General features: G+C 61.6%; 13 protein-coding genes. 4 read left to right on the top strand and 9 right to left on the bottom strand.

Annotated features, from left to right (window positions below; genetic code table 11):
- Positions 1–59 precede the first annotated feature (59 nt).
- Together JFU04_RS18235 and JFU04_RS18230 are read right to left on the bottom strand one after the other, a co-directional pair.
- A complete protein-coding gene (locus JFU04_RS18235) occupies positions 60–1,211 on the bottom strand; it encodes a M14 family metallopeptidase (RefSeq protein ID WP_201145236.1) in 1,152 nt (383 codons plus the stop codon).
- Positions 1,212–1,675: 464 nt separating this feature from the next.
- Complete coding sequence (locus JFU04_RS18230; RefSeq protein ID WP_065901086.1) at positions 1,676–2,026, bottom strand: DUF6124 family protein; 351 nt, start codon at positions 2,024–2,026, stop codon at positions 1,676–1,678.
- A gap of 131 nt (positions 2,027–2,157) precedes the next feature.
- On the opposite strand from JFU04_RS18230, the gene JFU04_RS18225 reads away from it, so the two are divergent.
- On the top strand, positions 2,158–2,793 hold the full coding sequence (locus JFU04_RS18225) for a LexA family protein (RefSeq protein ID WP_201145234.1): 636 nt from the start codon (positions 2,158–2,160) through the stop codon (positions 2,791–2,793).
- Here the strand turns inward: JFU04_RS18225 and JFU04_RS18220 are convergent.
- The 4 genes from JFU04_RS18220 to JFU04_RS18205 are packed head-to-tail and all read right to left on the bottom strand — an operon-like array spanning position 2,790 to position 8,317.
- The gene (locus JFU04_RS18220; RefSeq protein ID WP_201145232.1) at positions 2,790–4,715 is read right to left on the bottom strand and encodes an acetyl/propionyl/methylcrotonyl-CoA carboxylase subunit alpha; all 1,926 of its coding nucleotides are present in this window, start codon (positions 4,713–4,715) and stop codon (positions 2,790–2,792) included. The two genes, JFU04_RS18225 and JFU04_RS18220, sit on opposite strands and share 4 nt — an antisense overlap.
- Positions 4,712–5,518, bottom strand: a complete 807-nt coding sequence (locus JFU04_RS18215; RefSeq protein ID WP_065901076.1) for a gamma-carboxygeranoyl-CoA hydratase — start codon at positions 5,516–5,518, stop codon at positions 4,712–4,714. Before JFU04_RS18215 ends, JFU04_RS18220 begins: the two co-directional genes overlap by 4 nt.
- A gap of 15 nt (positions 5,519–5,533) precedes the next feature.
- On the bottom strand, positions 5,534–7,141 hold the full coding sequence (locus tag JFU04_RS18210; protein WP_201145231.1) for a carboxyl transferase domain-containing protein: 1,608 nt from the start codon (positions 7,139–7,141) through the stop codon (positions 5,534–5,536).
- Positions 7,142–7,153: 12 nt separating this feature from the next.
- Positions 7,154–8,317 carry an isovaleryl-CoA dehydrogenase gene (locus JFU04_RS18205; protein ID WP_065901070.1) on the bottom strand — a complete coding sequence of 388 codons (1,164 nt, stop codon included), beginning with the start codon at positions 8,315–8,317 and terminating at the stop codon, positions 7,154–7,156.
- A 150-nt stretch (positions 8,318–8,467) separates the two neighbouring features.
- On the opposite strand from JFU04_RS18205, the gene JFU04_RS18200 reads away from it, so the two are divergent.
- Both JFU04_RS18200 and JFU04_RS18195 read left to right on the top strand, forming a co-directional pair.
- Positions 8,468–10,102, top strand: coding sequence for an AMP-binding protein (locus JFU04_RS18200; protein ID WP_201145229.1), 1,635 nt, complete (start codon positions 8,468–8,470; stop codon positions 10,100–10,102).
- Between the two features lie 81 nt (positions 10,103–10,183).
- Positions 10,184–15,343: an NEL-type E3 ubiquitin ligase domain-containing protein gene (locus tag JFU04_RS18195; RefSeq protein ID WP_201145227.1), complete on the top strand. Its 5,160-nt coding sequence runs from the start codon at positions 10,184–10,186 to the stop codon at positions 15,341–15,343.
- A gap of 550 nt (positions 15,344–15,893) precedes the next feature.
- On the opposite strand, the gene JFU04_RS18190 is transcribed toward JFU04_RS18195, so the two are convergent.
- The 3 genes from JFU04_RS18190 to JFU04_RS18180 form a co-directional block, all read right to left on the bottom strand.
- Positions 15,894–16,793: a hydroxymethylglutaryl-CoA lyase gene (locus JFU04_RS18190; RefSeq protein ID WP_106803381.1), complete on the bottom strand. Its 900-nt coding sequence runs from the start codon at positions 16,791–16,793 to the stop codon at positions 15,894–15,896.
- 16 nt (positions 16,794–16,809) lie between these two features.
- Positions 16,810–17,202, bottom strand: a complete 393-nt coding sequence (locus JFU04_RS18185) for a MerR family transcriptional regulator (protein WP_106803382.1) — start codon at positions 17,200–17,202, stop codon at positions 16,810–16,812.
- 135 nt (positions 17,203–17,337) lie between these two features.
- Positions 17,338–18,273 carry a LysR family transcriptional regulator gene (locus JFU04_RS18180; protein ID WP_197627627.1) on the bottom strand — a complete coding sequence of 312 codons (936 nt, stop codon included), beginning with the start codon at positions 18,271–18,273 and terminating at the stop codon, positions 17,338–17,340.
- A gap of 151 nt (positions 18,274–18,424) precedes the next feature.
- On the opposite strand from JFU04_RS18180, the gene JFU04_RS18175 reads away from it, so the two are divergent.
- Positions 18,425–19,654: an acyl-CoA dehydrogenase gene (locus tag JFU04_RS18175; RefSeq protein WP_029298342.1), complete on the top strand. Its 1,230-nt coding sequence runs from the start codon at positions 18,425–18,427 to the stop codon at positions 19,652–19,654.
- Positions 19,655–19,682: the final 28 nt, after the last annotated feature.

Raw genomic sequence — 19,682 nt, 5'->3', positions numbered from 1 at the left:
GCTTGCCGGCGATGCGTGCTGAACCACGCGATCGCCGGCAAGCCTGGCTGCTGCGTGGGTTAGCGCAGGGTGCCGACGATATCGGCCACGGTGCTCAACACATCCTTGCCCAACTGTATCGAACGCTTGCCCGACCAGCCGGTGTGCGGGTTGGGGGCGTCGTCGTTGTCCTTGAAGGGCATTTCCAGGGTCAGTGACAGGCAGTCGTATTTCTCGCCGACCGCGTTGCAGGCCAGGGTCATGTTGGCCTCGCCGGGCAGGTCGCGGGTGTAGCCGTGAACGGTCTGGAAGTCGCGGGTCAGGGCGCTCAAGTGGCTGCGGAAGTGTTTTTCCAGGGCTTCGATGCGCGGGGTGTAGCCGGGGTTGCCTTCGCAACCGGCGGTAAACACATAGGGGATTTCTTCGTCGCCGTGGATATCCAGGAACAGGTCGACGCCGTATTTTTCCATCTGCTGCTGCACGAACAGCACTTCCGGGCTGAGTTCCTGGCTGGCGCTCTGCCAGGCCCGATTGAGGTCCTGGCCCATGGCGTTGGTGCGCAGGTGGCCGTGGAAGGCGCCGTCCGGGTTCATGTTGGGCACCAGGTACATGTCGGCCACCGCCAGCAGTTTTTTCAGCTCGGCGTCACCGTCCTGCTGCAGGCGTTCGATGATGCCTTCCATAAACCATTCGGCCATGTGCTCACCAGGGTGCTGCTGGGCAATGATCCAGACCTTGCGTCGGCCTTCGCCGCCCTTGCCGCGACGCAGCAAGGGGATATCACGACCTTCGACACTTTTACCGGTGGCCAGCAATTGGGTGCCCGCACGGCTCAGGGCCTGGGCGATCAGCCCGTCATGGCGTTCACGGCTGTAGGGCTCGAAGTAGGCAATCCAGGCGTGCTTCTCGCGCGTCTCGAGGCTGATGTGCAGGATCTCGCCGTCAAAGCGTGTGGGCACACGGAACCAGTTGATATGGTCGTAGGAGGCCACCGCGTTGTAGCCGCTCCACGCATGGCGGTAGGACGACTTGCCGGCGTTGCTCAGGCGGAACGTGTGGGTGTGGCCCACGTGCATGCCTTCGGCCTTGAAGTGGAACCACTGGAAATGTTGGCTGCGCGTATCCGGGTTGATCGCCAACAGCAACTGGTAGGCATCGCTGGCGTCGAGCACCTGGATATTGCCACTGTCGAAGTCGGTGCTGATCTTGATGGAGGTCAAGGCCACGGTCATAGTCTGGTTGCCTGATTATGAGTGTTGTGGCGGCTATCTTACACACGAGTCTGGTAAAGACTGGACGCAAAATTGTTGCGGAGGAGGGGGGGCGTCGTCCCTGACGCCGCCGCAGCTTAGAATCTATGAGATTGATTCTCAAGCGCTATTTCGCAGAGAACTGGGCTAGAGCGCTCGCACGGCTTTCTTTTGACGATGGTCTTTTGCTACCATGCGCGCCATTGAGCAACACACAGTCTTCATTAGCCTGAAGCCATGCCAGGAAAACTGGCAAAAAAAGACCCGGCCAAAGAGCCGGGTCAAAAACCGTGATTAGCCTGATGAGGAGATATTCCAAGAGTCCGACCTAAGGTCCCTTGGTCTATCGACTGATCTCGCGATCAGCTGGGTCCAATAATAATCATTATCATTTGCAAGTCAAATGTTTTTATCCGTGTGATAGAAATATTTTTCCTTTGCGCCGCTTACGCGCTCGCCTGAGCGTCAGGCGCTTGCAGTGATCGCTCCACCATCGCCTTCGCCATATCAATCAAATACACCACTGAAAAGGCCAGGTCGCGTTGGTTGCCCTGATGGCTGCTCGCTGATTCGTAGGCGGTGGCCGCGGCACTGCGCAACAGGTCCGAGGCGTGCACCAGGGCCTCCTCCTGGCTGATGCCCGGCTTGATGGCGAAGAACGTCCCGTCCGGGGTTGGCGTCGACATATTTTCTTTCAAGTAAAAGTCCAATGCGCGCTGTGCTGCGCCGCTGCTGCGCAGGTCGTGCAAGTCGGCATTTTCGCAAGGGTCAGGCAGGAGATACGGGCTCGTCGTCATAAGGGCGGTGCTCTGGGGTGAGTGTCTAAAACCTTGAGTTCGATGATAGTACGTATCGTATTCATGTCGTTTTATGGATTACTACAAACTGTTTATTGCCCTGGAAAATCCGTGACGTATCGTCTGGCGCCATGGATAACTGGATAGCGTTGGTCAAGGCCAACATGGAAGACCGCAAGGTCACGCAGGTCGAACTCGCCGAGCGCTTGGGCATGTCCCAGGGCGGGATCGGGCATTGGCTCAACAAGCGTCGGGTACCGAGCCTGGCGGACATGAACCGGGTGCTCGAAGAGCTCGGGCTGGAGTATCTGGAAGTGGTGCTGCAGATCCGCGAGAAGACCGCCGGGGACCGGGCTGCGCCGACCCGCTACAACCCGTATTTCCGCTACCCGGTCAGCGACTGGAAAGGCCTGTGCGAACTGCGCGAAGAGCGCCCGGCCTATGGCGCCGCCCGCTTCGAGCTGACCGATTACCACGCCCGTGGCGAGGCCTACTGGCTGCCGGTCAGCGGCGACGCAATGACCGCGCCCAGCGGTCTCAGCATCGGCGCCGGGTCAATGATCCTGGTCGACCCGGCGTTGGCGGCCGAACCGGGCAAACTGGTGGTTGCCCAATGGGCCGGCCATGCCCAGGCGACCTTCCGCCAGCTGCTCGAGGAGAGCGGCCAGCGTTACCTGGTGCCGCTTAACCCCACCTACCCGAAACAGTTGCTCACCGACGCGTGTCGCATCCTGGGCGTCGTCGTGCAGGCCACGGCGAAGTTCTAGCCCGTCGCGTCGAGTTCCACCAACGCCGCGCCCTCGGCAACCATTTCGCCTTCCTGGCAGAACAGTGCCTTGACCACCCCGGCCTGGGGCGCACGGATGCTGTGCTCCATCTTCATGGCTTCCAGCACCACCAACTGCGTGCCGGCCTCCACCGTTTGGCCAACATCCACCAGCACGCGCACGATGCTGCCATTCATCGGCGCCGTCAGGCCGCCCTGATGCGACTGGTTGGCGTCGACCGCAGCAATCGGATCGAACAGGCTCACGCCGTGCACCTCACCGTCCCAGCGCAGGAACACAGTGTCTCCGCTGCGAACTGCGAGGTGCGCGCGACGCACGCCCTGGTGCTCGGTCAGCAACTGCTCGCCGTGCAACTGCGCGGCATCTGCCGCCAGCGTGACCAGCCGATCCTGCCCATTGCAGCTCAAGTGCAGCGACACCTCGGCCGGCAAGCCGAGGCGCAGGCCACGGTTGTCCGCCCAAGGCCCGTCAGCCGCCGGCAAGCTGTGCATGAAGGCCGCGCCTGCAGCCTGCCAGAACGCGTCGCTCAAGGCGCCGGGCACCGGCAGCAACTCCTCCTGATGGCGCGCAATGAACCCGGTATCCAGCTCGGCGGCGGCAAATGCCGGATGGCCGATAATGCGCCGCAGGAAACTCAGGTTGGTCTTCAGCCCGCCGACGGCAAACTCATCGAGCATGCTCGACAGGCGCAGCCGCGCCTGTTCACGGTTCTCGCCCCAGGCAATCAACTTGCCGAGCATCGGGTCATAGAACGGCGAGACGTTGTCGCCCTGTTCGACGCCGCTGTCCACCCGGCGGCCCGGGCCAGGGGCCGATTCGCGGTACAGCGCCAGGTGCCCGGTGGCGGGCAGGAAATCATTCACCGGATCCTCGGCATACAGGCGCACTTCAATCGCATGGCCGATCAGCGGCACTTGTTCCTGCGTGATCGGCAGCGCCTCGCCCTGGGCGACACGAATCTGCCAGGCCACCAGGTCCAGGCCAGTAATCGCTTCCGTGACCGGATGCTCCACCTGCAGCCGCGTGTTCATCTCCATGAAGAAGAAGTCGCCACGCGCATCCAGCAAGAACTCCACGGTGCCCGCGCCGACATAGCCGATGGCCTGGGCCGCGCGCACCGCCGCTTCGCCCATCGCCCGGCGTTGTTCAATGCTCAGGCCGGGTGCCGGCGCTTCTTCGACGACTTTCTGGTGGCGCCGCTGAATCGAGCAATCGCGTTCATTGAGGTACAGGCAATGCCCATGCTGATCGGCAAACACCTGGATTTCCACATGGCGCGGCTTGAGCAGGTATTTCTCTACCAGCATCTGCGCGTTGCCGAACGACGACAGCGCCTCACGCTGGGCAGACGCCAGGGCTTCGGCCAATTGGCTGACGTCCTCGACCACCTTCATGCCCTTGCCGCCACCGCCGGCGGTAGCCTTGAGCAGCACGGGATAGCCAATGCGTTCGCAGGCGGCGCGAAAGGTGTCGAGGTCCTGGGCTTCGCCGTGATAACCGGGCACCAACGGCACGCCGGCTGTTTCCATCAGCGCCTTGGCCGCCGACTTGCTGCCCATGGCGTCGATGGCCGAGGCGGGCGGGCCGAGGAAGATCAGGCCAGCGGCTTCGATCGCACGGGCAAAGCCGGCATTTTCCGACAGGAAGCCGTAGCCCGGATGGATCGCCTGGGCGCCGCTGGCCTGGGCGGCGGCGATCAGTTTGTCGATCTGCAGGTAGCTCTCGGTGGCCTTGCTGCCACCCAGGTCGACACGTATGTCGGCTTCGCGGCTGTGCCGCGCATCGCGGTCGATGGCGCTGTGCACGGCGACGGTGGTCAGGCCCATGGCCTTGGCGGTGCGCATCACCCGGCAGGCAATTTCGCCACGGTTGGCCACCAGCACGGTGGTCAATGTGCTCATGAACGCGGCTCCTGTGCCTGCCAGCCTGGCTGACGTTTTTGCAGGAAGGCGCGCAAGCCTTCCTGGCCTTCGGCGCTGACACGGATTCGCGCAATGGCATTTTCGCAATAGCGGCGCAGGGCCGGGGTCAGTGCACCGTTGCCGACTTCGCGCAGCAGGTCCTTGCTGGCGCGCATCGCCGCCGGGCTGTTCTGCAGCAGGTTGGCGATCCACTGTTCCACTTGCCCGTCGAGTTCGCCGAGGGGATAGCTTTCCGCCAACAGGCCGATTTCCCGCGCACGCTGGCCGCCAAAACGTTCGGCAGTCAGGGCATAGCGGCGCGCAGCACGCTCGCCAATGGCCTGGACCACAAACGGGCTGATCACTGCCGGTGCCAGGCCGATGCGCACTTCGGACAGGCAGAACTGCGCGTCGTCAGCGCCGATGGCCATGTCGCAGCAACTGATCAAGCCCAGCGCGCCGCCATAGGCCGCGCCTTGCACGACTGCCAGGGTCGGGATTTTCAGCTTGGCCAGGTTGTACATCAATTCCGCCAGCTCGCGGGCGTCGTCCAGGTTGGTGTGATAATCCAGCTCGGCCGACTGCTGCATCCAGGCCAGGTCGGCGCCGGCGCTGAAGTGCTTGCCGCGCCCGCGCAGGACCAGGAAACGCAGGGACGCATCTGCCTGGACCTGGTCGAGGGCGATGATCAGCTCGCGGATCATCTCGGCATTGAACGCGTTGTTCTTGGCTTCACGACTGAGCCACAGCGTGGCAAATCCACGGCTGTCGGTGATCAGTTCGAGGGTATTGAAGTCGCTCATGGGGTATAGCTCCATTTACATGCGGAACACGCCGAAGCGGCTCGGCTCGATCGGGGCGTTCAGTGCGGCGGACAGGGCCAGGGCCAGCACGTCGCGGGTCTGCAGCGGGTCGATGACCCCGTCGTCCCACAGGCGCGCACTGGAATAGTAGGGATGACCCTGGGTTTCATACTGATCGAGGATCGGCTGCTTGATCGCGGCCTCTTCTTCGGCGCTGAACCCATGGCCGGCCCGCTCGGCCTGCTCGCGCTTGACCTGCACCAACACGCCTGCCGCCTGTTCGGCGCCCATCACTCCGATGCGCGCGTTGGGCCACATCCACAGGAAACGCGGGTCATAGGCGCGGCCGCACATGCCGTAGTTGCCGGCACCGAAACTGCCGCCGATGATCACGGTGAACTTCGGCACCTTGGCGCAGGCCACCGCGGTGACCAGCTTGGCGCCATGCTTGGCGATGCCGCCGGCCTCGTATTTTTGCCCGACCATGAAGCCGGTGATGTTCTGCAGGAACAGCAACGGAATCCCGCGCTGGCAGGCCAGTTCGATAAAGTGCGCGCCTTTTTGTGCGGCTTCGGCGAAGAGAATCCCGTTGTTGGCGAGGATCGCAATCGGGTAGCCGTGCAAGTGCGCGAAGCCACACACCAGCGTGGTGCCAAACAGCGCCTTGAATTCATCGAACACCGAACCGTCGACCAGCCGCGCGATCACTTCGCGCACATCGAATGGCTGCTTGGCATCGGCCGGGATCACCCCGTAGAGCTCTTCGCTGCTGTACAGCGGCGCCACGGGCGGGCGTTGGCTTACCTGACCCTGCTTGCGCCAGTTGAGGTTGGCCACGCTGCGCCGGGCGAGGGCCAGCGCGTGTTCGTCGTTGTCGGCATAGTGGTCGGCCACGCCGGAAACCTTGCAATGCACGTCGGCACCGCCGAGGTCTTCGGCGCTGACCACTTCACCGGTCGCGGCCTTCACCAGTGGCGGCCCGGCGAGGAAGATGGTCGCCTGGTTGCGCACCATGATCGCTTCGTCGGCCATCGCCGGCACATAGGCGCCGCCGGCGGTGCACGAGCCCATTACCACGGCGATCTGCGGGATGCCCTGGGCGCTCATGTTGGCCTGGTTGAAGAAGATCCGTCCGAAGTGCTCGCGGTCCGGGAATACCTCGTCCTGGCGCGGCAGGTTGGCGCCGCCGGAGTCGACCAGGTAGATGCACGGCAGGCGGTTCTGCTCGGCGATAGTCTGGGCGCGCAGGTGTTTTTTCACCGTGAGCGGGTAGTAGGAACCCCCTTTCACCGTGGCGTCGTTGGCGACGATCATGCACTCGACACCTTCGACGCGGCCGATCCCGGCGATCACCCCGGCGGCAGGCACGTCCTCGCCGTACACCTGATGGGCGGCCAGTTGGCTGAGCTCAAGGAACGGCGAGCCCGGGTCGAGCAGGCGATTGATGCGCTCGCGCGGCAGCAGCTTGCCGCGCGAGGTGTGGCGTTCCTGGGCCTTGGCGCCGCCACCTTGCTGCACATGGGCGAGCAGGGTGTGCAGGGCGTCGACCTGTTGGCGCATTGCCGCGCTGTTGGCGACGAATTCCGCCGAGCGCGGGTTGAGCAGGGTGTGCAGGGTGGCCATGAGTGCGCTCCTTCAGCGGGTTTCGTTGAAGAGTTCGCGACCGATCAGCATCCGCCGAATCTCGCTGGTGCCGGCGCCGATTTCATACAGCTTGGCGTCACGCAACAGGCGCCCGGCGGGGAATTCGTTGATATAGCCGTTGCCGCCCAGGATCTGGATCGCATCGAGGGCCATTTGCGTGGCGCGTTCGGCGCTGTAGAGGATCACCCCGGCGGCGTCCTTGCGCGTGGTTTCGCCGCGCTCGCAAGCCTGGGCCACCGCGTAGAGGTAGGCGCGGCTGGCGTTGAGTTGGGTGTACATGTCAGCGACCTTGCCCTGGATCAGCTGGAATTCGCCGATGCTCTGGCCGAACTGCTTGCGGTCGTGGATGTACGGCACGATCAGGTCCATGCACGCCTGCATGATCCCGGTGGGGCCGCCGGAAAGCACCACGCGTTCGTAGTCGAGGCCGCTCATCAGCACTTTCACGCCGCCATTGAGCACGCCGAGAATGTTCTCCTCGGGCACTTCCACGTCATCGAAAAACAGCTCGCAGGTGTTGGAGCCGCGCATGCCCAGCTTGTCGAACTTGGTGCTGCGGCTGAAGCCTTTCCAGTCGCGCTCGACGATAAACGCGGTGATGCCGTGGGGGCCTTTTTCCAGGTCGGTCTTGGCGTAGATCACATACGTGCTGGCGTCGGGGCCGTTGGTGATCCAGGTCTTGCTGCCGTTGAGCACGTAGCGGTCGCCGCGTTTGTCGGCGCGCAGTTTCATCGAGACCACGTCGGAGCCGGCGTTCGGTTCGCTCATGGCCAGCGCACCGACGTGTTCGCCACTGATCAGCTTTGGCAGGTACTTGAGCTTCTGCGCGTGATTGCCGTTGCGGTTGATCTGGTTCACACACAGGTTGGAGTGAGCGCCGTAGGACAACGCCACCGACGCCGAGCCTCGGCTGATCTCTTCCATGGCGACCACGTGGGCCAGGTAACCCAGGCCGGCGCCGCCGTATTCTTCCGGCACGGTGATGCCGAGCAGGCCCATGTCACCGAACTTGCGCCACAGGTCGGCGGGGAACAGGTTGTCGATGTCGATCTGTGCCGCGCGCGGGGCGATTTCCTTGGCCACGAAGGACTGCACCTGGTCGCGCAGCATGTCGATGGTTTCACCGAGGGCGAAGTTCAGGGACGGGTAACTCATGGACAGGCACCTTAATGTGAGCTTTGTTGTTGTGTGGATGGCGCACCAGGGAAGGGCGCTCACCTTTACGTTAACGTAAGCTTGCGTTAAGGCGCTGTCAATCGTAGTTTACGTTTACGTCAACCTACAAAAAAGACAACAGGGGTCGTTATGGATCAACCGAACCAGAGCTACAGCCGTGGCGCTCAGGACAAGGCCTTGCTGGCCATGACCATTGGCCAGGCCTTCGATCACACCGTCGCGCAATACCCCGATGGTGAAGCGTTGATTGTCCGCCACCAGCAGCGCCGCTACACCTGGCGGCAACTGGCCGAGGCGGTGGATCTGCATGCGCGTGCGTTCCTCGCCCTGGGTATGCAGACCGGTGACCGCCTGGGCATCTGGGCCCCCAACTGCGCCGAGTGGTGCATCAGCCAGATCGCCAGCGCCAAGCTCGGGGTGATCCTGGTGAATATCAACCCGGCCTATCGCAGCAGTGAGCTGGAGTATGTGCTCAAGCAGTCCGGCTGCCAGTGGCTGGTGTGTGCCGGGTCGTTCAAGACCTCCGATTACCATGCCATGTTGCAGGAATTGAAGCCCGACCTGCGCGGGCTTATCAGCCTCGACCCCAGCCCGCCGCCGGGATTCCTGCCCTGGGCGCAGTTGGCGGCACTCGGCGCCGGCATCCCGCCCGAACACTTGCGTATTCGCCAGGCCAGCCTGCACTTCGATCAAGCCGTCAACATCCAGTACACCTCCGGCACCACGGGCTTCCCCAAGGGGGCCACCCTCAGTCACCACAATATTCTCAATAACGGCTACATGGTCGGCGAAAGCCTGGGCCTGACCGCGCAAGATCGCCTGGTCATCCCGGTGCCGCTGTATCACTGCTTCGGCATGGTCATGGGCAACCTCGGTTGCATCACCCACGGCACCACCATGATCTACCCCAATGACGGCTTCGACCCGCTGCTGACCTTGAGCGCTGTCGCTGAAGAGCGCGCCACCGGTCTATATGGCGTACCGACGATGTTCATCGCGATGCTCGATGACCCACGCCGCGGCGAATTCGACCTGGCGACCTTGCGCACCGGCATCATGGCCGGCGCCACGTGCCCCATCGAGGTGATGCGCCGGGTCATCAGCGAGCTGCACATGGGCGAGGTGCAGATTGCCTACGGCATGACCGAAACCAGCCCGGTGTCGCTGCAAACCGGCGCGGAGGATGACCTGGAGCGCCGCGTGACCACCGTCGGCCGCACCCAGCCGCAGCTGGAAAGCAAGATCATCGATACCGATGGCAATACGGTTGCACGCGGTGAGATCGGCGAATTGTGCACCCGTGGCTACAGCGTGATGCTCGGTTATTGGAACAACCCCGACGCCACCCGCGAGGCAATCGACGACGCCGGCTGGATGCACACCGGCGACCTGGCGAGCATGGACGAACACGGCTATGTGAGCATTGCCGGGCGCAACAAGGACATGATCATTCGCGGTGGGGAAAACGTCTATCCGCGCGAGCTGGAGGAGTTCTTCTTCACCCATCCGGCGGTGGCCGATGTGCAGATCATCGGTATTCCGGATGCGCGTTACGGCGAGGAGATCGTCGCCTGGGTCAAGTTCCATCCGGGGCATGTGGCCAACGCGCTGGAACTGCAGACCTGGTGCAAGGGGCGCATCGCACACTTCAAGACGCCCCGGCACTTCAAGTTCGTGGATGAGTTTCCGATGACGGTGACCGGCAAGATCCAGAAATTTCGCATGCGCGAGATCAGCATTGAGGAGCTGAACATCCGCCGCTGATGCGGGGTGCATGCCTACCGCGTCCCGCGCGCGGGTGTTGCCTAGAGTGGCGCAATATTTCGCCACTCGAAGGCTACACGCATGACAGACAGCATCGCAGACCCACCCGCCGACAGGGTGTCGGACCTGCAAAGTCCGCACCTGAGTGTCATCAAGGACAATACTCCCGACTGGTACACCGAGGCGCAGGGCAGCCGCAAAACTGAACTGGCGTCATTGGACCTGCGTATTCCCGACTGGTACAAAAAGGCCCCGCAGGCTGACAGGGACCGCCTGGGCAAGGTGCACAAGCGCAGCCGGGCGTCGTTGAACCAACTGGATCAACTGCTCGGTGAGCTGAAGCCACCGGCAGAGTATGCCGAGCCCCTTTTGGCGGCCGCGATCGAACAAAAGTTCGGGAAACGGCTGGACCCCAGGAAGGTGTTCTATGCGCGCAAACTGGAGCAAACCAGCTGCGACGCGCAGCTCACTGAGGTCTCGACCACACGCGTCAGCGAATTGGGCCCGCAGTTTTATTCTTATAAAGGTGTCAGCCTGTTGGAAGCGGCGCTGAACAACTTTGCCCCGGACCAGGCGAATGAGCCGGTGTGCGCGGACTGTCACTTGATCACCGGGTACGATTTTCACCGTTATTCAAGCGCGCTGGTGCACACGTCAGCCAATGTCAAGTCGCTCAAGCTCGACATCAAGGCCCGCGCGTTCGCCCAACTGTGCAGGGACTTGGATCTGGGGCGTTCCTACTACGAATACCTGCGAGCCACCATCAACCGCCATAGTGCGCCGGCAACCCAGCACCAGCCGGCGGGCAAGTTATATAGCAGCCTGATCATCAGTCATCGAAACCAATTGGAACTGGCGGCAGAAATCGCGGTGATGAAGGGCGATATCCAGCCTGCGCAACACCAGTTGATCTGCAGCCTGCTCGTTAATCAGTCCACCGGTAAATGGTCAGAAAAGACGGTCAAGTTTTCGCCGTTGCGGCTGTGCAATCTTTATATCGAGAACATCCTGGTCATCGGGCCGGTGGAGTGGCGGGAAAACACAAGGAATGCCCAACTCCTGCCGCTGCCCTGCATGGTGTATATCCCTGGCGATCCGCTTCATCCACTCAAGCGCTATGACCACATAGCAGCCTTTACCGACCATTTGACGACACGTCTGTGCGGGGCTGAATACCGCAAATTCTTCAGCCAGTTTGTGCCGCTCGCCCATCAGGACGGTTTTTTTACCCGGCTCAAGGCCTTGCTCGACCCCGGCGCGGCGCATGCCGTGGATGAAGATTTTGCCGCCGCCAATAAAAGTCGCATCACCGACCAGGGGACGTATGCCGCCTCATGGCGGGATGTCTGGATGGACTGCGCGATGCAGCGTATCCGGCTGATCATGAACAACGCCAGTGCCGCCGTGGCCTCCACCCAATCGGTGACTGATCGGGCGTATAACGCCTGGCTTTGGTCGTGGGGCAGCACGGCGCTGGATATTCTCAATCTGGCGTCTTTCGTGGTGCCCTTCCTGGGGGAGGCCATGCTGGTCGTCGCGGCCGTGCAGATGGTCTATGAGATAGGCGAAGGCGTTGAAGCGTGGTCCGACGGCGACACCCGCACGGCCTGGGCGCACTTTTCGGCGGTGGGTCTGGATCTGGCCGGGCTGGCGGTGCCCCATGTGCTGATGGCTGCCAAAGACACGGCATTTATCAAGCGCCTGGTACGGGTGGAACTCGGCGGGCGCACGCGTTTGCACAGTGTCAATCCGAGCCAATACCTGCACCGGATCGCCTTGCCCAAAGGGCTGCGCCCAAACGCGCAGGGGCTATATGCCCATGAGGGAAGCCTCTATCTGCCGGCAACTGACGGTGGCCACTACCAGGTCGTTACCGGCTCGGAGGGGGAATCCAGGCTTCTGCATCCCGATGGCGATTCACGTTATGCACCGCGCATCCACCATAACGGCACGGGCGCCTGGGTCCATGAGTTCGAACAACCCCTGACGTGGGACCGCAAGACCTTGCTGCGGCGCATTGGCCATACGGTCGATCACCTGAGCGATAGCCAGCTCGAGCAGGCGCGGCTATTCAGCGGGGTGTCGGATGACGAGTTGCGCCAGGTGTTCGTCGAGCACCGGGCGCCGCCGCCGCTCTTCAGGGACATGCTGCGGCGATTTGAGTGCGACGCCAGGCATCAGGCGTTTATCGACCGGTTGAGCAGCTCCGACCCCAACGTGTTCAGCCGCGTCAACTGGTACATGCAAGTGAAATTGTTGATCGATAATGGCATGTGGCCTAAATCGCGGGTGCTGCTGGCCTTTGATTCCGAGGGCGATCTGACGTGGCTTTCAGCCAAAGTGAGAAACCCACGGGAGGTGGTCAAGTTGCAGCCTAAACATCTCGACAGTGGGGCCCTGTTTCCCGCCATGCTCGAACAAATGACTGAAACTGAAATACGCGAGTTGTTGGACGAGGACGAGGTCGAGCGCGAGATACTCGCGGAGCAGGTGATGCTGGGCATCATTACGCCCGGTGAGCGTTCGGTTGACGGTAAACCGACATTCACCGAAGAACGCATGGCGCAACTGATGCGCGCAGAACGCGCACCTGCGGTCAGGGCGGCACGGTACCGGGATCGGTTGCTGACAGCGGCTAAAAACACCCGGGCTGAGCTGTTCAATCTGGAGATGTCAGCCGGTGATATCTCCAGTGATGTCCATGTCCAGTGGCTGCAGCGCAGCTTTCCCAGCCTGCCTAAATTGGCTGCCGAAGAGATAGTCGCCCATGCCAGGCCCGAGGAATTGGCACGCTGCATCGAACCCACATCACGCTTGCCGTTGCGGTTGGCCGAAGAGGCACGCCGCTACGCACAGAAGGCGCGCGTCATGCGCGCACAGGCTGATCTTCTGTTCGACAACGCGCTCACAATGGACGGCGTACACCTGGCGCTGCACAAGCTGGCCGCCATCCCGGGGAAGCTGGATGGGGTGTGTATTGAGCTGCGCGCCGATACGTATGAAGGGGCTGTGCTGGACCGGGTCGGCGATACGACCGCCCCCAGGCAGCTTCGTCTGATCCGCAGCGACATGAAGGAGTGGATGTTATACAGCGTGCCGCAACAAAGACTCTATTGGCGCTATGACAAGGACGCCTTTTTCAGCGCGCTGTGGCTTGCCAGTGGCGGTCGGTTCACCCGCTGGCCAGCGTTGCAATCGTCCACCAAGGCCTTGAAAGCGCAACTGGCGCACTTGCCGCTGGACGAGCAGGCAAGCCGGCGTGCGCTGGGCCTGCAACCGATCAGGCCCGGCTTCAAATCCCCGATGCGTCTGGCGGATGGGCGCATCGGTTATCCGTTGAGTCCGGTGGGCGGCGTTGCACAGCGTCCGTTTGATTGCACGATGAAAGCCATGCTGCTGTACTCCAAGCCCCTGGAGGAGGTCGAGAGCCTGCTCGGGCTTCAAGGTGCCTCGGATGCCGTGCTGTTGGCGAGGCTGGTGCACCTGGAAACCGAGTTTTCCGACCTGAATAAAGCGCTGGTCAACTGGCAGGAGGAGGACTCCGGCTATGCGAGTGCCAGGCGCAGAGTGTCGACGACGATCAAATATGCCTGGCAGCGGATTGCGTTCCAGCAATGGCTGGTAGATGGAGTACTCATCGGCCCCGGCCTCGATCTGTCCACTGAAGCGGTGGGTGAACTGCCTGCGATTACCGCCAATATGGATCATGTGGGCAATTTGAAGTTATGTGGAATGGGGCTTTCAGACGAATCGTTGCCTTTTTTGCAGGCGTTTGGTGGCTTGCGCTGGCTGGACATGAGCGAAAATAATTTAACCCAGCTGCCGGTGTTTAGAGACGGCGGGGCAGGGCTTACCGCACTCAACTTGCGCAGCAATGATATCCGGCTGAACGGGCCGAGCCGATTGCGCCTGGAGAGCCTGCAGCAGTTGAAGAGTTTGAACCTTGGATACAATCGACATTTGGGTTGGTCTGCCAATCTGAGCCGCTTGCGCCAGTTGAACGAGCTGCGTCTGCCGTATACCGGCACCACCCGGTTCCCCGTCGGCGCCGAGCGTTTGCCTGCCCTGACCTTGATCGATCTGCATTCAAACCAGATCACCACGTTGCCTGAATACGCTTATGAGCACCGCGAGCGCATCAATGTGCACGAAAATCCCTTGTCGGCGGCCACCCTTGCGCGCCTTGAAATGGGCGAAGAATGGGGCGATCACATCACCTCGCAGGAAGCGCGCGACCGTTGGTTGGAGGAAGTCCCGCCCGCCGAGTTGGCGCGGTACGGCGCGATCTGGGATGAGCTGTCGGGCTGCACTGGTTCGACAGATTTTTTTACCGTCTTGGCGGACACCACCCGCAGTGCCGAGTACGCCAGTCAAACTGCCCGACCCGAAATTACCCAGAGGGTCTGGGACATGCTTGAGGCTGCGAGTGAAACCGAGAGTATCCGGCAGTCGTTATTCTCGATCGCCGACGGTCGCATCACCTGTGGCGACGGCAGTTCGGTTGAATTCATGAACCTGGAAAGCGAGCTGATGGCGGCCAGGGCGCTGGAGTTGGTGCAAACGCAGAATGCGGAGGGCGCGCTGATATCCACTGCCCGCAAACTGTTCCGTCTACACCTGGTGGACGCCATTGCGCAGCGGGATGTCGTGGCCAGGGGGCCGGGGTTCACTGAGCAGGTCGAAGTGATCCTGGCTTATCGCATCGGTCTTGCAGACAGGCTGGGGTTACCGGTCAAGTCCCGTGAGATGTTGTTCCCCCACCAGGCCAATGTCAGCGCCGCGGCGATTGATGAAGCTTATGCAACCGTGCTCAGGGAGGAGCGGGATGCCACTAAGCAGGAGGTGTTTTTTGTGGGTTGCCCGTTTTGGGAAAGGCACCTTCAAACCCATTACTCGCAAGCGTTCAACGCATTGATAGCGCCAGAACTGGAGCTGCTCGAGAAGAAAAGCACTGCGTTGGATGAACTGTCGGATCTGCAACGCGAGCAAGACAGTGCAGCAGATCAGGCGACGCAAGACGTGTGGCAGGCAAGTTATGACGCGGCGGCCGACCGGCTGGCGGGTCTGTTGGGCAAACGCCGGGATGAAATTCTGGTATCGGGCTCGATGCAAAGTGCTTTTTACTTGAGAGAACACGAGCAGGTGAGTGCCGCACGTCAGGCGCTGGAACAACGTGCCCGGCAAATCTTGACACGCAAGGTGCTTGATAACGCCGCAGACGAGGAGGGGACATTGCCCTGAGTGATGGTCGTGCAGAAAGCACAAAGGGGACCCGAGGGTCCCCTTTAATTTGTCGTTGCGTGCTCTTTTTTTATTATTGAGGGGCGGTCTATTGTTGTTTTTGGCAACCGTTACCCTTTACCGCTGTTTTTGGCGACCCCCATTCGGGGTCAAGAGCAAACGTATTTTTTTGAGCGCTGATCTGCTTCTTCGTTATCGATCCAACCAGTGGGTAGCTACCTGAGGTAGTTTTATTTTTCTCTAACCGGTTGCGGGTTGCGGCACGCCGTACCCTGCGAAGCACATCTTCTCCAAAAAAATCTGTTAGCTGCGTCTCTGCCGTGTTGTTTTTGTTATGTCAGAGTCGTTTCGTCTTATTTTTATTAGGTTTGGCGCTTTTTATTCTTGTTATGCCATAGAGATAGCAGAAGCCGTGCCAACTTTAAAAAACCCTTTAAAATCAATGATTTAGATTTTGTGTAGGCAACGGCCTACGGCAAATGCGACAAAATATGTTCCCGTGTTACTCGATGTGTAGCTGTGCGGTAACACATTGTCACGCCCGCGCTACTCAACTGGCGTTACGTGCCTTGGCCACCCGCGAGCCGGTAGGCCGGCCCAACACCTGGCTGATGTGCTGGCCCGCGCGCATCAATGCGTCCAGATCGATACCGGTGTCGATGCCCAGGCCATTGAGCAGGTAGAGCACGTCTTCGGTGGCGACGTTACCGCTGGCGCCCTTGGCGTAGGGGCAGCCGCCGAGGCCCGCGATAGAGCTGTCGAACACATTGATACCTTCGAGCAGGCTGGCGTAGATATTGGCGATGGCCTGGCCATAGGTGTCATGGAAGTGGCCGGCCAACTTGTCGCGTGGCACCTGCGCGCCCACCACGTCGAACAACCTGCGAGTGGCGCCTGCCGTGCCGGTGCCGATGGTGTCGCCCAGGGACACTTCATAGCAGCCCATCGCATACAGTTCGCGCGCGACCGCCGCCACTTGCTCCGGCGCGATCTCGCCCTCGTACGGGCAGCCCAGCACACAAGACACATAGCCACGCACGCTGATGCCGTGCTGTCTGGCCTGGGCCATCAGCGGCGCAAAGCGTTCCAGGCTTTCACTGATGGAGCAGTTGATGTTGCGCTGGGAAAACGCCTCGGACGCCGCGGCAAACACTGCGACTTCCTTCACCCCGGCCGCCAGCGCGTCTTCAAAGCCGCGCAGGTTCGGCGCCAGTGCGCCGTAGGTCACGCCGGGCTTGCGCTGGATCTGCGCGAACACCTCGGCAGAGCCGGCCATCTGCGGCACCCACTTGGGCGAGACAAAGCTGCCGACTTCGATATAGCTCAAGCCTGCCGCGCTGAGGGCATCCACCAGGTGAACCTTGTCGGCCACGCTGATGGGCTGGGCTTCGTTCTGCAAACCGTCGCGCGGGCCGACTTCCACCAGGCGTACGTGTGAGGGGAGGGGCATGGCAGCTACCTTCTGGTTAATGACCGGCCTGGTTCATGGTCTGTGCGAGGGCCTGGGTGCAGCGCTCTTCGGCGGTGTCCAGTTCCAGTTTCATCTGTTCGATATCCAGCAACTGTTGCTCCAGTTGCTCACGGCGCTCGGCGATCTTCGCGAGCATGCTGTTGAGCTGGATATGGTTGCCGCTGGTGGGGTCGTAGAGTTCGATCAGCTCGCGACACTCGGCCAGGGAAAAGCCAATGCGCTTGCCGCGCAGGATCAGCTTCAGGCTGACCTTGTCACGCGCCGAGTAGATGCGCTCCTGGCCCCGGCGTTCCGGGGCCAGCAGGCCTTGTTCTTCATAGAAGCGAATGGCGCGGGTCGTGATGTCGAGCTCGCGGGCGAGGTCGGAGATGCTGTAGGTGGTGCTCATGGGGGCGCTCAAGAAGGTCTAGGCGCTAAGCTAATGTCAGGTTGACGTTTACGTCAAGGCGGATTGCTCAGGGGGCTGCTTCGCGGCCCGACGCAGGGCAAGCCTGCTCGCCACAGCAAGTCCACTCACCCGGGGTCAAGCCTGCTTGCCATCGAGCTTCTTCTCATGCGCGGTCACCTGTTGGCACAGCTCGATCATCTGCTCGCGCATCCAGCGATTGGCCGGGTCCTGGTCGGTGCTTTCGTGCCAGTACAGATGGGTTTCCACCGGCGGCACATCGTTGACCGGCAGGTTGAACCAGTGCAGTTCATGGCGACGGGCGAAACGCTCCGGCACGGTCATGACCATGTCGGTCTGCTGCAGCACCTGCGAGGCCATCAGGTAATGCTGGGAGCGCAGGGCGATCTTGCGCTGGATGCCCATCTTGCCCAGGGCCAGGTCGACGTGGCCCAGGCCGTTGCGGCGGCTGGAGATATGAATGTGGGTCAGTGACAGGTAGTCATCCAGGGTGAATTTGTCCTTGCCCGCCAGCGGGTGGCCCTTGCGCATGGCACACACGTAGCGGTCCTCCATCAGCTTGACGTGGCGCACTTGCGGGTCGGTATTGAGCGGCGCATCCACGGCAAAATCCAGGCGCCCGGCCGCCAGTTCCTTGGTGGTCTCGCGGCGTTTGGACAGGAAGCTCTCGATCACCACGGTCGGCGCCAGGCGGCGCAGGCGCTGGAACAGCAGGGGCAGAATCACCGCCTCGGTGAGGTCGGTCATGCTGATGCGATAGGTCTTGGCCGCCTGCTGCGGGTTGAAGATGCGGCTCTCCTGCACCGACACCCGCAGCAACGACAGCGCATTGCGCACCGGGCCGATGATGTTCTGCGCCATCGGCGTAGGCACCATGCCCTGGGCGGTGCGCACGAACAGCGGGTCGTTGAAGGTTTCCCGAAGACGCGCCAGGGCGTTGGACACCGCCGGCTGGGTAATGCCGACAATCTGCCCGGCACGGGTCAGGTTGGCTTCGGTGTAGATCGCGTCAAAGACGATAAACAGGTTGAGGTCGACCTTGCTCAGATTCATTTCGTTGCGCTCTTATTGTTAGGTGTCCATACGCCGATCATATATCGGTGATGAATGTTAATACACGCCGAGAATAGGCTAGGTAAATTATCAGCGCTGTTCTAGCATCGATTGCATGACCTAAACAACCTCTCAGAGAAGGGAGCTGCTCATGGATTTTGCCTATTCGCCCAAGGTTCAGGAACTGCGTGAACGCGTCACTGCGTTCATGGATGCTTACGTTTACCCGGCCGAGCCGGTGTTCGAACGCCAGGTCAGCGAAGGTGATCGCTGGCAGCCGACCGCCATCATGGAAGAGCTGAAAGCCAAGGCTAAAGCCGAAGGCCTGTGGAACCTGTTCCTGCCCGAATCCGAACTGGGCGCCGGCCTGACCAATCTTGAATACGCGCCGCTGGCCGAAATCATGGGCCGCTCGCTGCTGGGCCCGGAGCCGTTCAACTGCTCCGCCCCCGACACCGGCAACATGGAAGTGCTGGTGCGCTACGCCAATGAAGAACAGAAACAACGCTGGCTCGAACCGCTGCTGCGCGGCGAGATTCGCTCGGCATTCGCCATGACCGAGCCGGATGTGGCCTCCTCGGACGCCACCAACATGGCCGCCCGCGCCGAGCGCCAGGGCGACGAGTGGGTGATCAACGGTAAAAAGTGGTGGACCTCCGGCGCCTGCGACCCGCGCTGCAAGATTCTGATCTTCATGGGCCTGAGCAACCCGGATGCGCCGCGCCACCAGCAACACTCGATGATCCTGGTGCCGGTGGACGCCCCCGGCGTGAAAATCGTCCGGCCACTGCCGGTGTTCGGTTACGACGACGCCCCCCATGGCCATGCCGAAGTGCTGTTTGACAACGTGCGTGTGCCGTATGAAAACGTGCTGCTCGGTGAGGGCCGTGGTTTCGAGATTGCCCAGGGGCGCCTTGGCCCGGGCCGTATCCACCACTGCATGCGCTCAATCGGCATGGCCGAGCGCGCACTGGAACTGATGTGCAAGCGCTCCGTCAGCCGCACCGCGTTCGGCAAGCCGTTGGCGCGCCTGGGTGGCAATATCGACAAGATCGCCGACTCGCGCATGGAAATCGACATGGCGCGCCTGCTGACCTTGAAGGCCGCCTACATGATGGACACCGTGGGCAATAAAGTGGCGAAAAGCGAAATTGCCCAGATCAAGGTGGTGGCCCCGAACGTCGCCTTGAAGGTGATCGACCGGGCGATCCAGATCCACGGCGGCGCTGGTGTGTCCAACGACTTCCCGCTGGCCTACATGTACGCCATGCAACGCACCCTGCGCCTGGCCGACGGCCCGGACGAAGTGCACCGCGCAGCGATCGGCAAGTTCGAGATCGGCAAATATGTGCCTAAAGAGTTGATGCGCAGCGGGCAGTAAAAGCACACGGGCTGTTGAGGGTTAAAGA

Source organism: Pseudomonas sp. TH21 (assembly GCF_016651025.1).
GTDB lineage: Bacteria > Pseudomonadota > Gammaproteobacteria > Pseudomonadales > Pseudomonadaceae > Aquipseudomonas > Aquipseudomonas aylmerensis.
This window is presented reverse-complemented; position numbering and strand designations above follow the sequence as displayed.

Excerpts from the sequence above, each read along its gene's own strand:
- JFU04_RS18235 (WP_201145236.1), bottom strand. The coding sequence starts at position 1,211 with ATGACCGTGGCCTTGACCTCCATCAAGATCAGCACCGACTTCGACAGT.
- JFU04_RS18230 (WP_065901086.1), bottom strand. The coding sequence starts at position 2,026 with ATGACGACGAGCCCGTATCTCCTGCCTGACCCTTGCGAAAATGCCGAC.
- JFU04_RS18225 (WP_201145234.1), top strand. The coding sequence starts at position 2,158 with ATGGATAACTGGATAGCGTTGGTCAAGGCCAACATGGAAGACCGCAAG.
- JFU04_RS18220 (WP_201145232.1), bottom strand. The coding sequence starts at position 4,715 with ATGAGCACATTGACCACCGTGCTGGTGGCCAACCGTGGCGAAATTGCC.
- JFU04_RS18215 (WP_065901076.1), bottom strand. The coding sequence starts at position 5,518 with ATGAGCGACTTCAATACCCTCGAACTGATCACCGACAGCCGTGGATTT.
- JFU04_RS18210 (WP_201145231.1), bottom strand. The coding sequence starts at position 7,141 with ATGGCCACCCTGCACACCCTGCTCAACCCGCGCTCGGCGGAATTCGTC.
- JFU04_RS18205 (WP_065901070.1), bottom strand. The coding sequence starts at position 8,317 with ATGAGTTACCCGTCCCTGAACTTCGCCCTCGGTGAAACCATCGACATG.
- JFU04_RS18200 (WP_201145229.1), top strand. The coding sequence starts at position 8,468 with ATGGATCAACCGAACCAGAGCTACAGCCGTGGCGCTCAGGACAAGGCC.
- JFU04_RS18195 (WP_201145227.1), top strand. The coding sequence starts at position 10,184 with ATGACAGACAGCATCGCAGACCCACCCGCCGACAGGGTGTCGGACCTG.
- JFU04_RS18190 (WP_106803381.1), bottom strand. The coding sequence starts at position 16,793 with ATGCCCCTCCCCTCACACGTACGCCTGGTGGAAGTCGGCCCGCGCGAC.
- JFU04_RS18185 (WP_106803382.1), bottom strand. The coding sequence starts at position 17,202 with ATGAGCACCACCTACAGCATCTCCGACCTCGCCCGCGAGCTCGACATC.
- JFU04_RS18180 (WP_197627627.1), bottom strand. The coding sequence starts at position 18,273 with ATGAATCTGAGCAAGGTCGACCTCAACCTGTTTATCGTCTTTGACGCG.
- JFU04_RS18175 (WP_029298342.1), top strand. The coding sequence starts at position 18,425 with ATGGATTTTGCCTATTCGCCCAAGGTTCAGGAACTGCGTGAACGCGTC.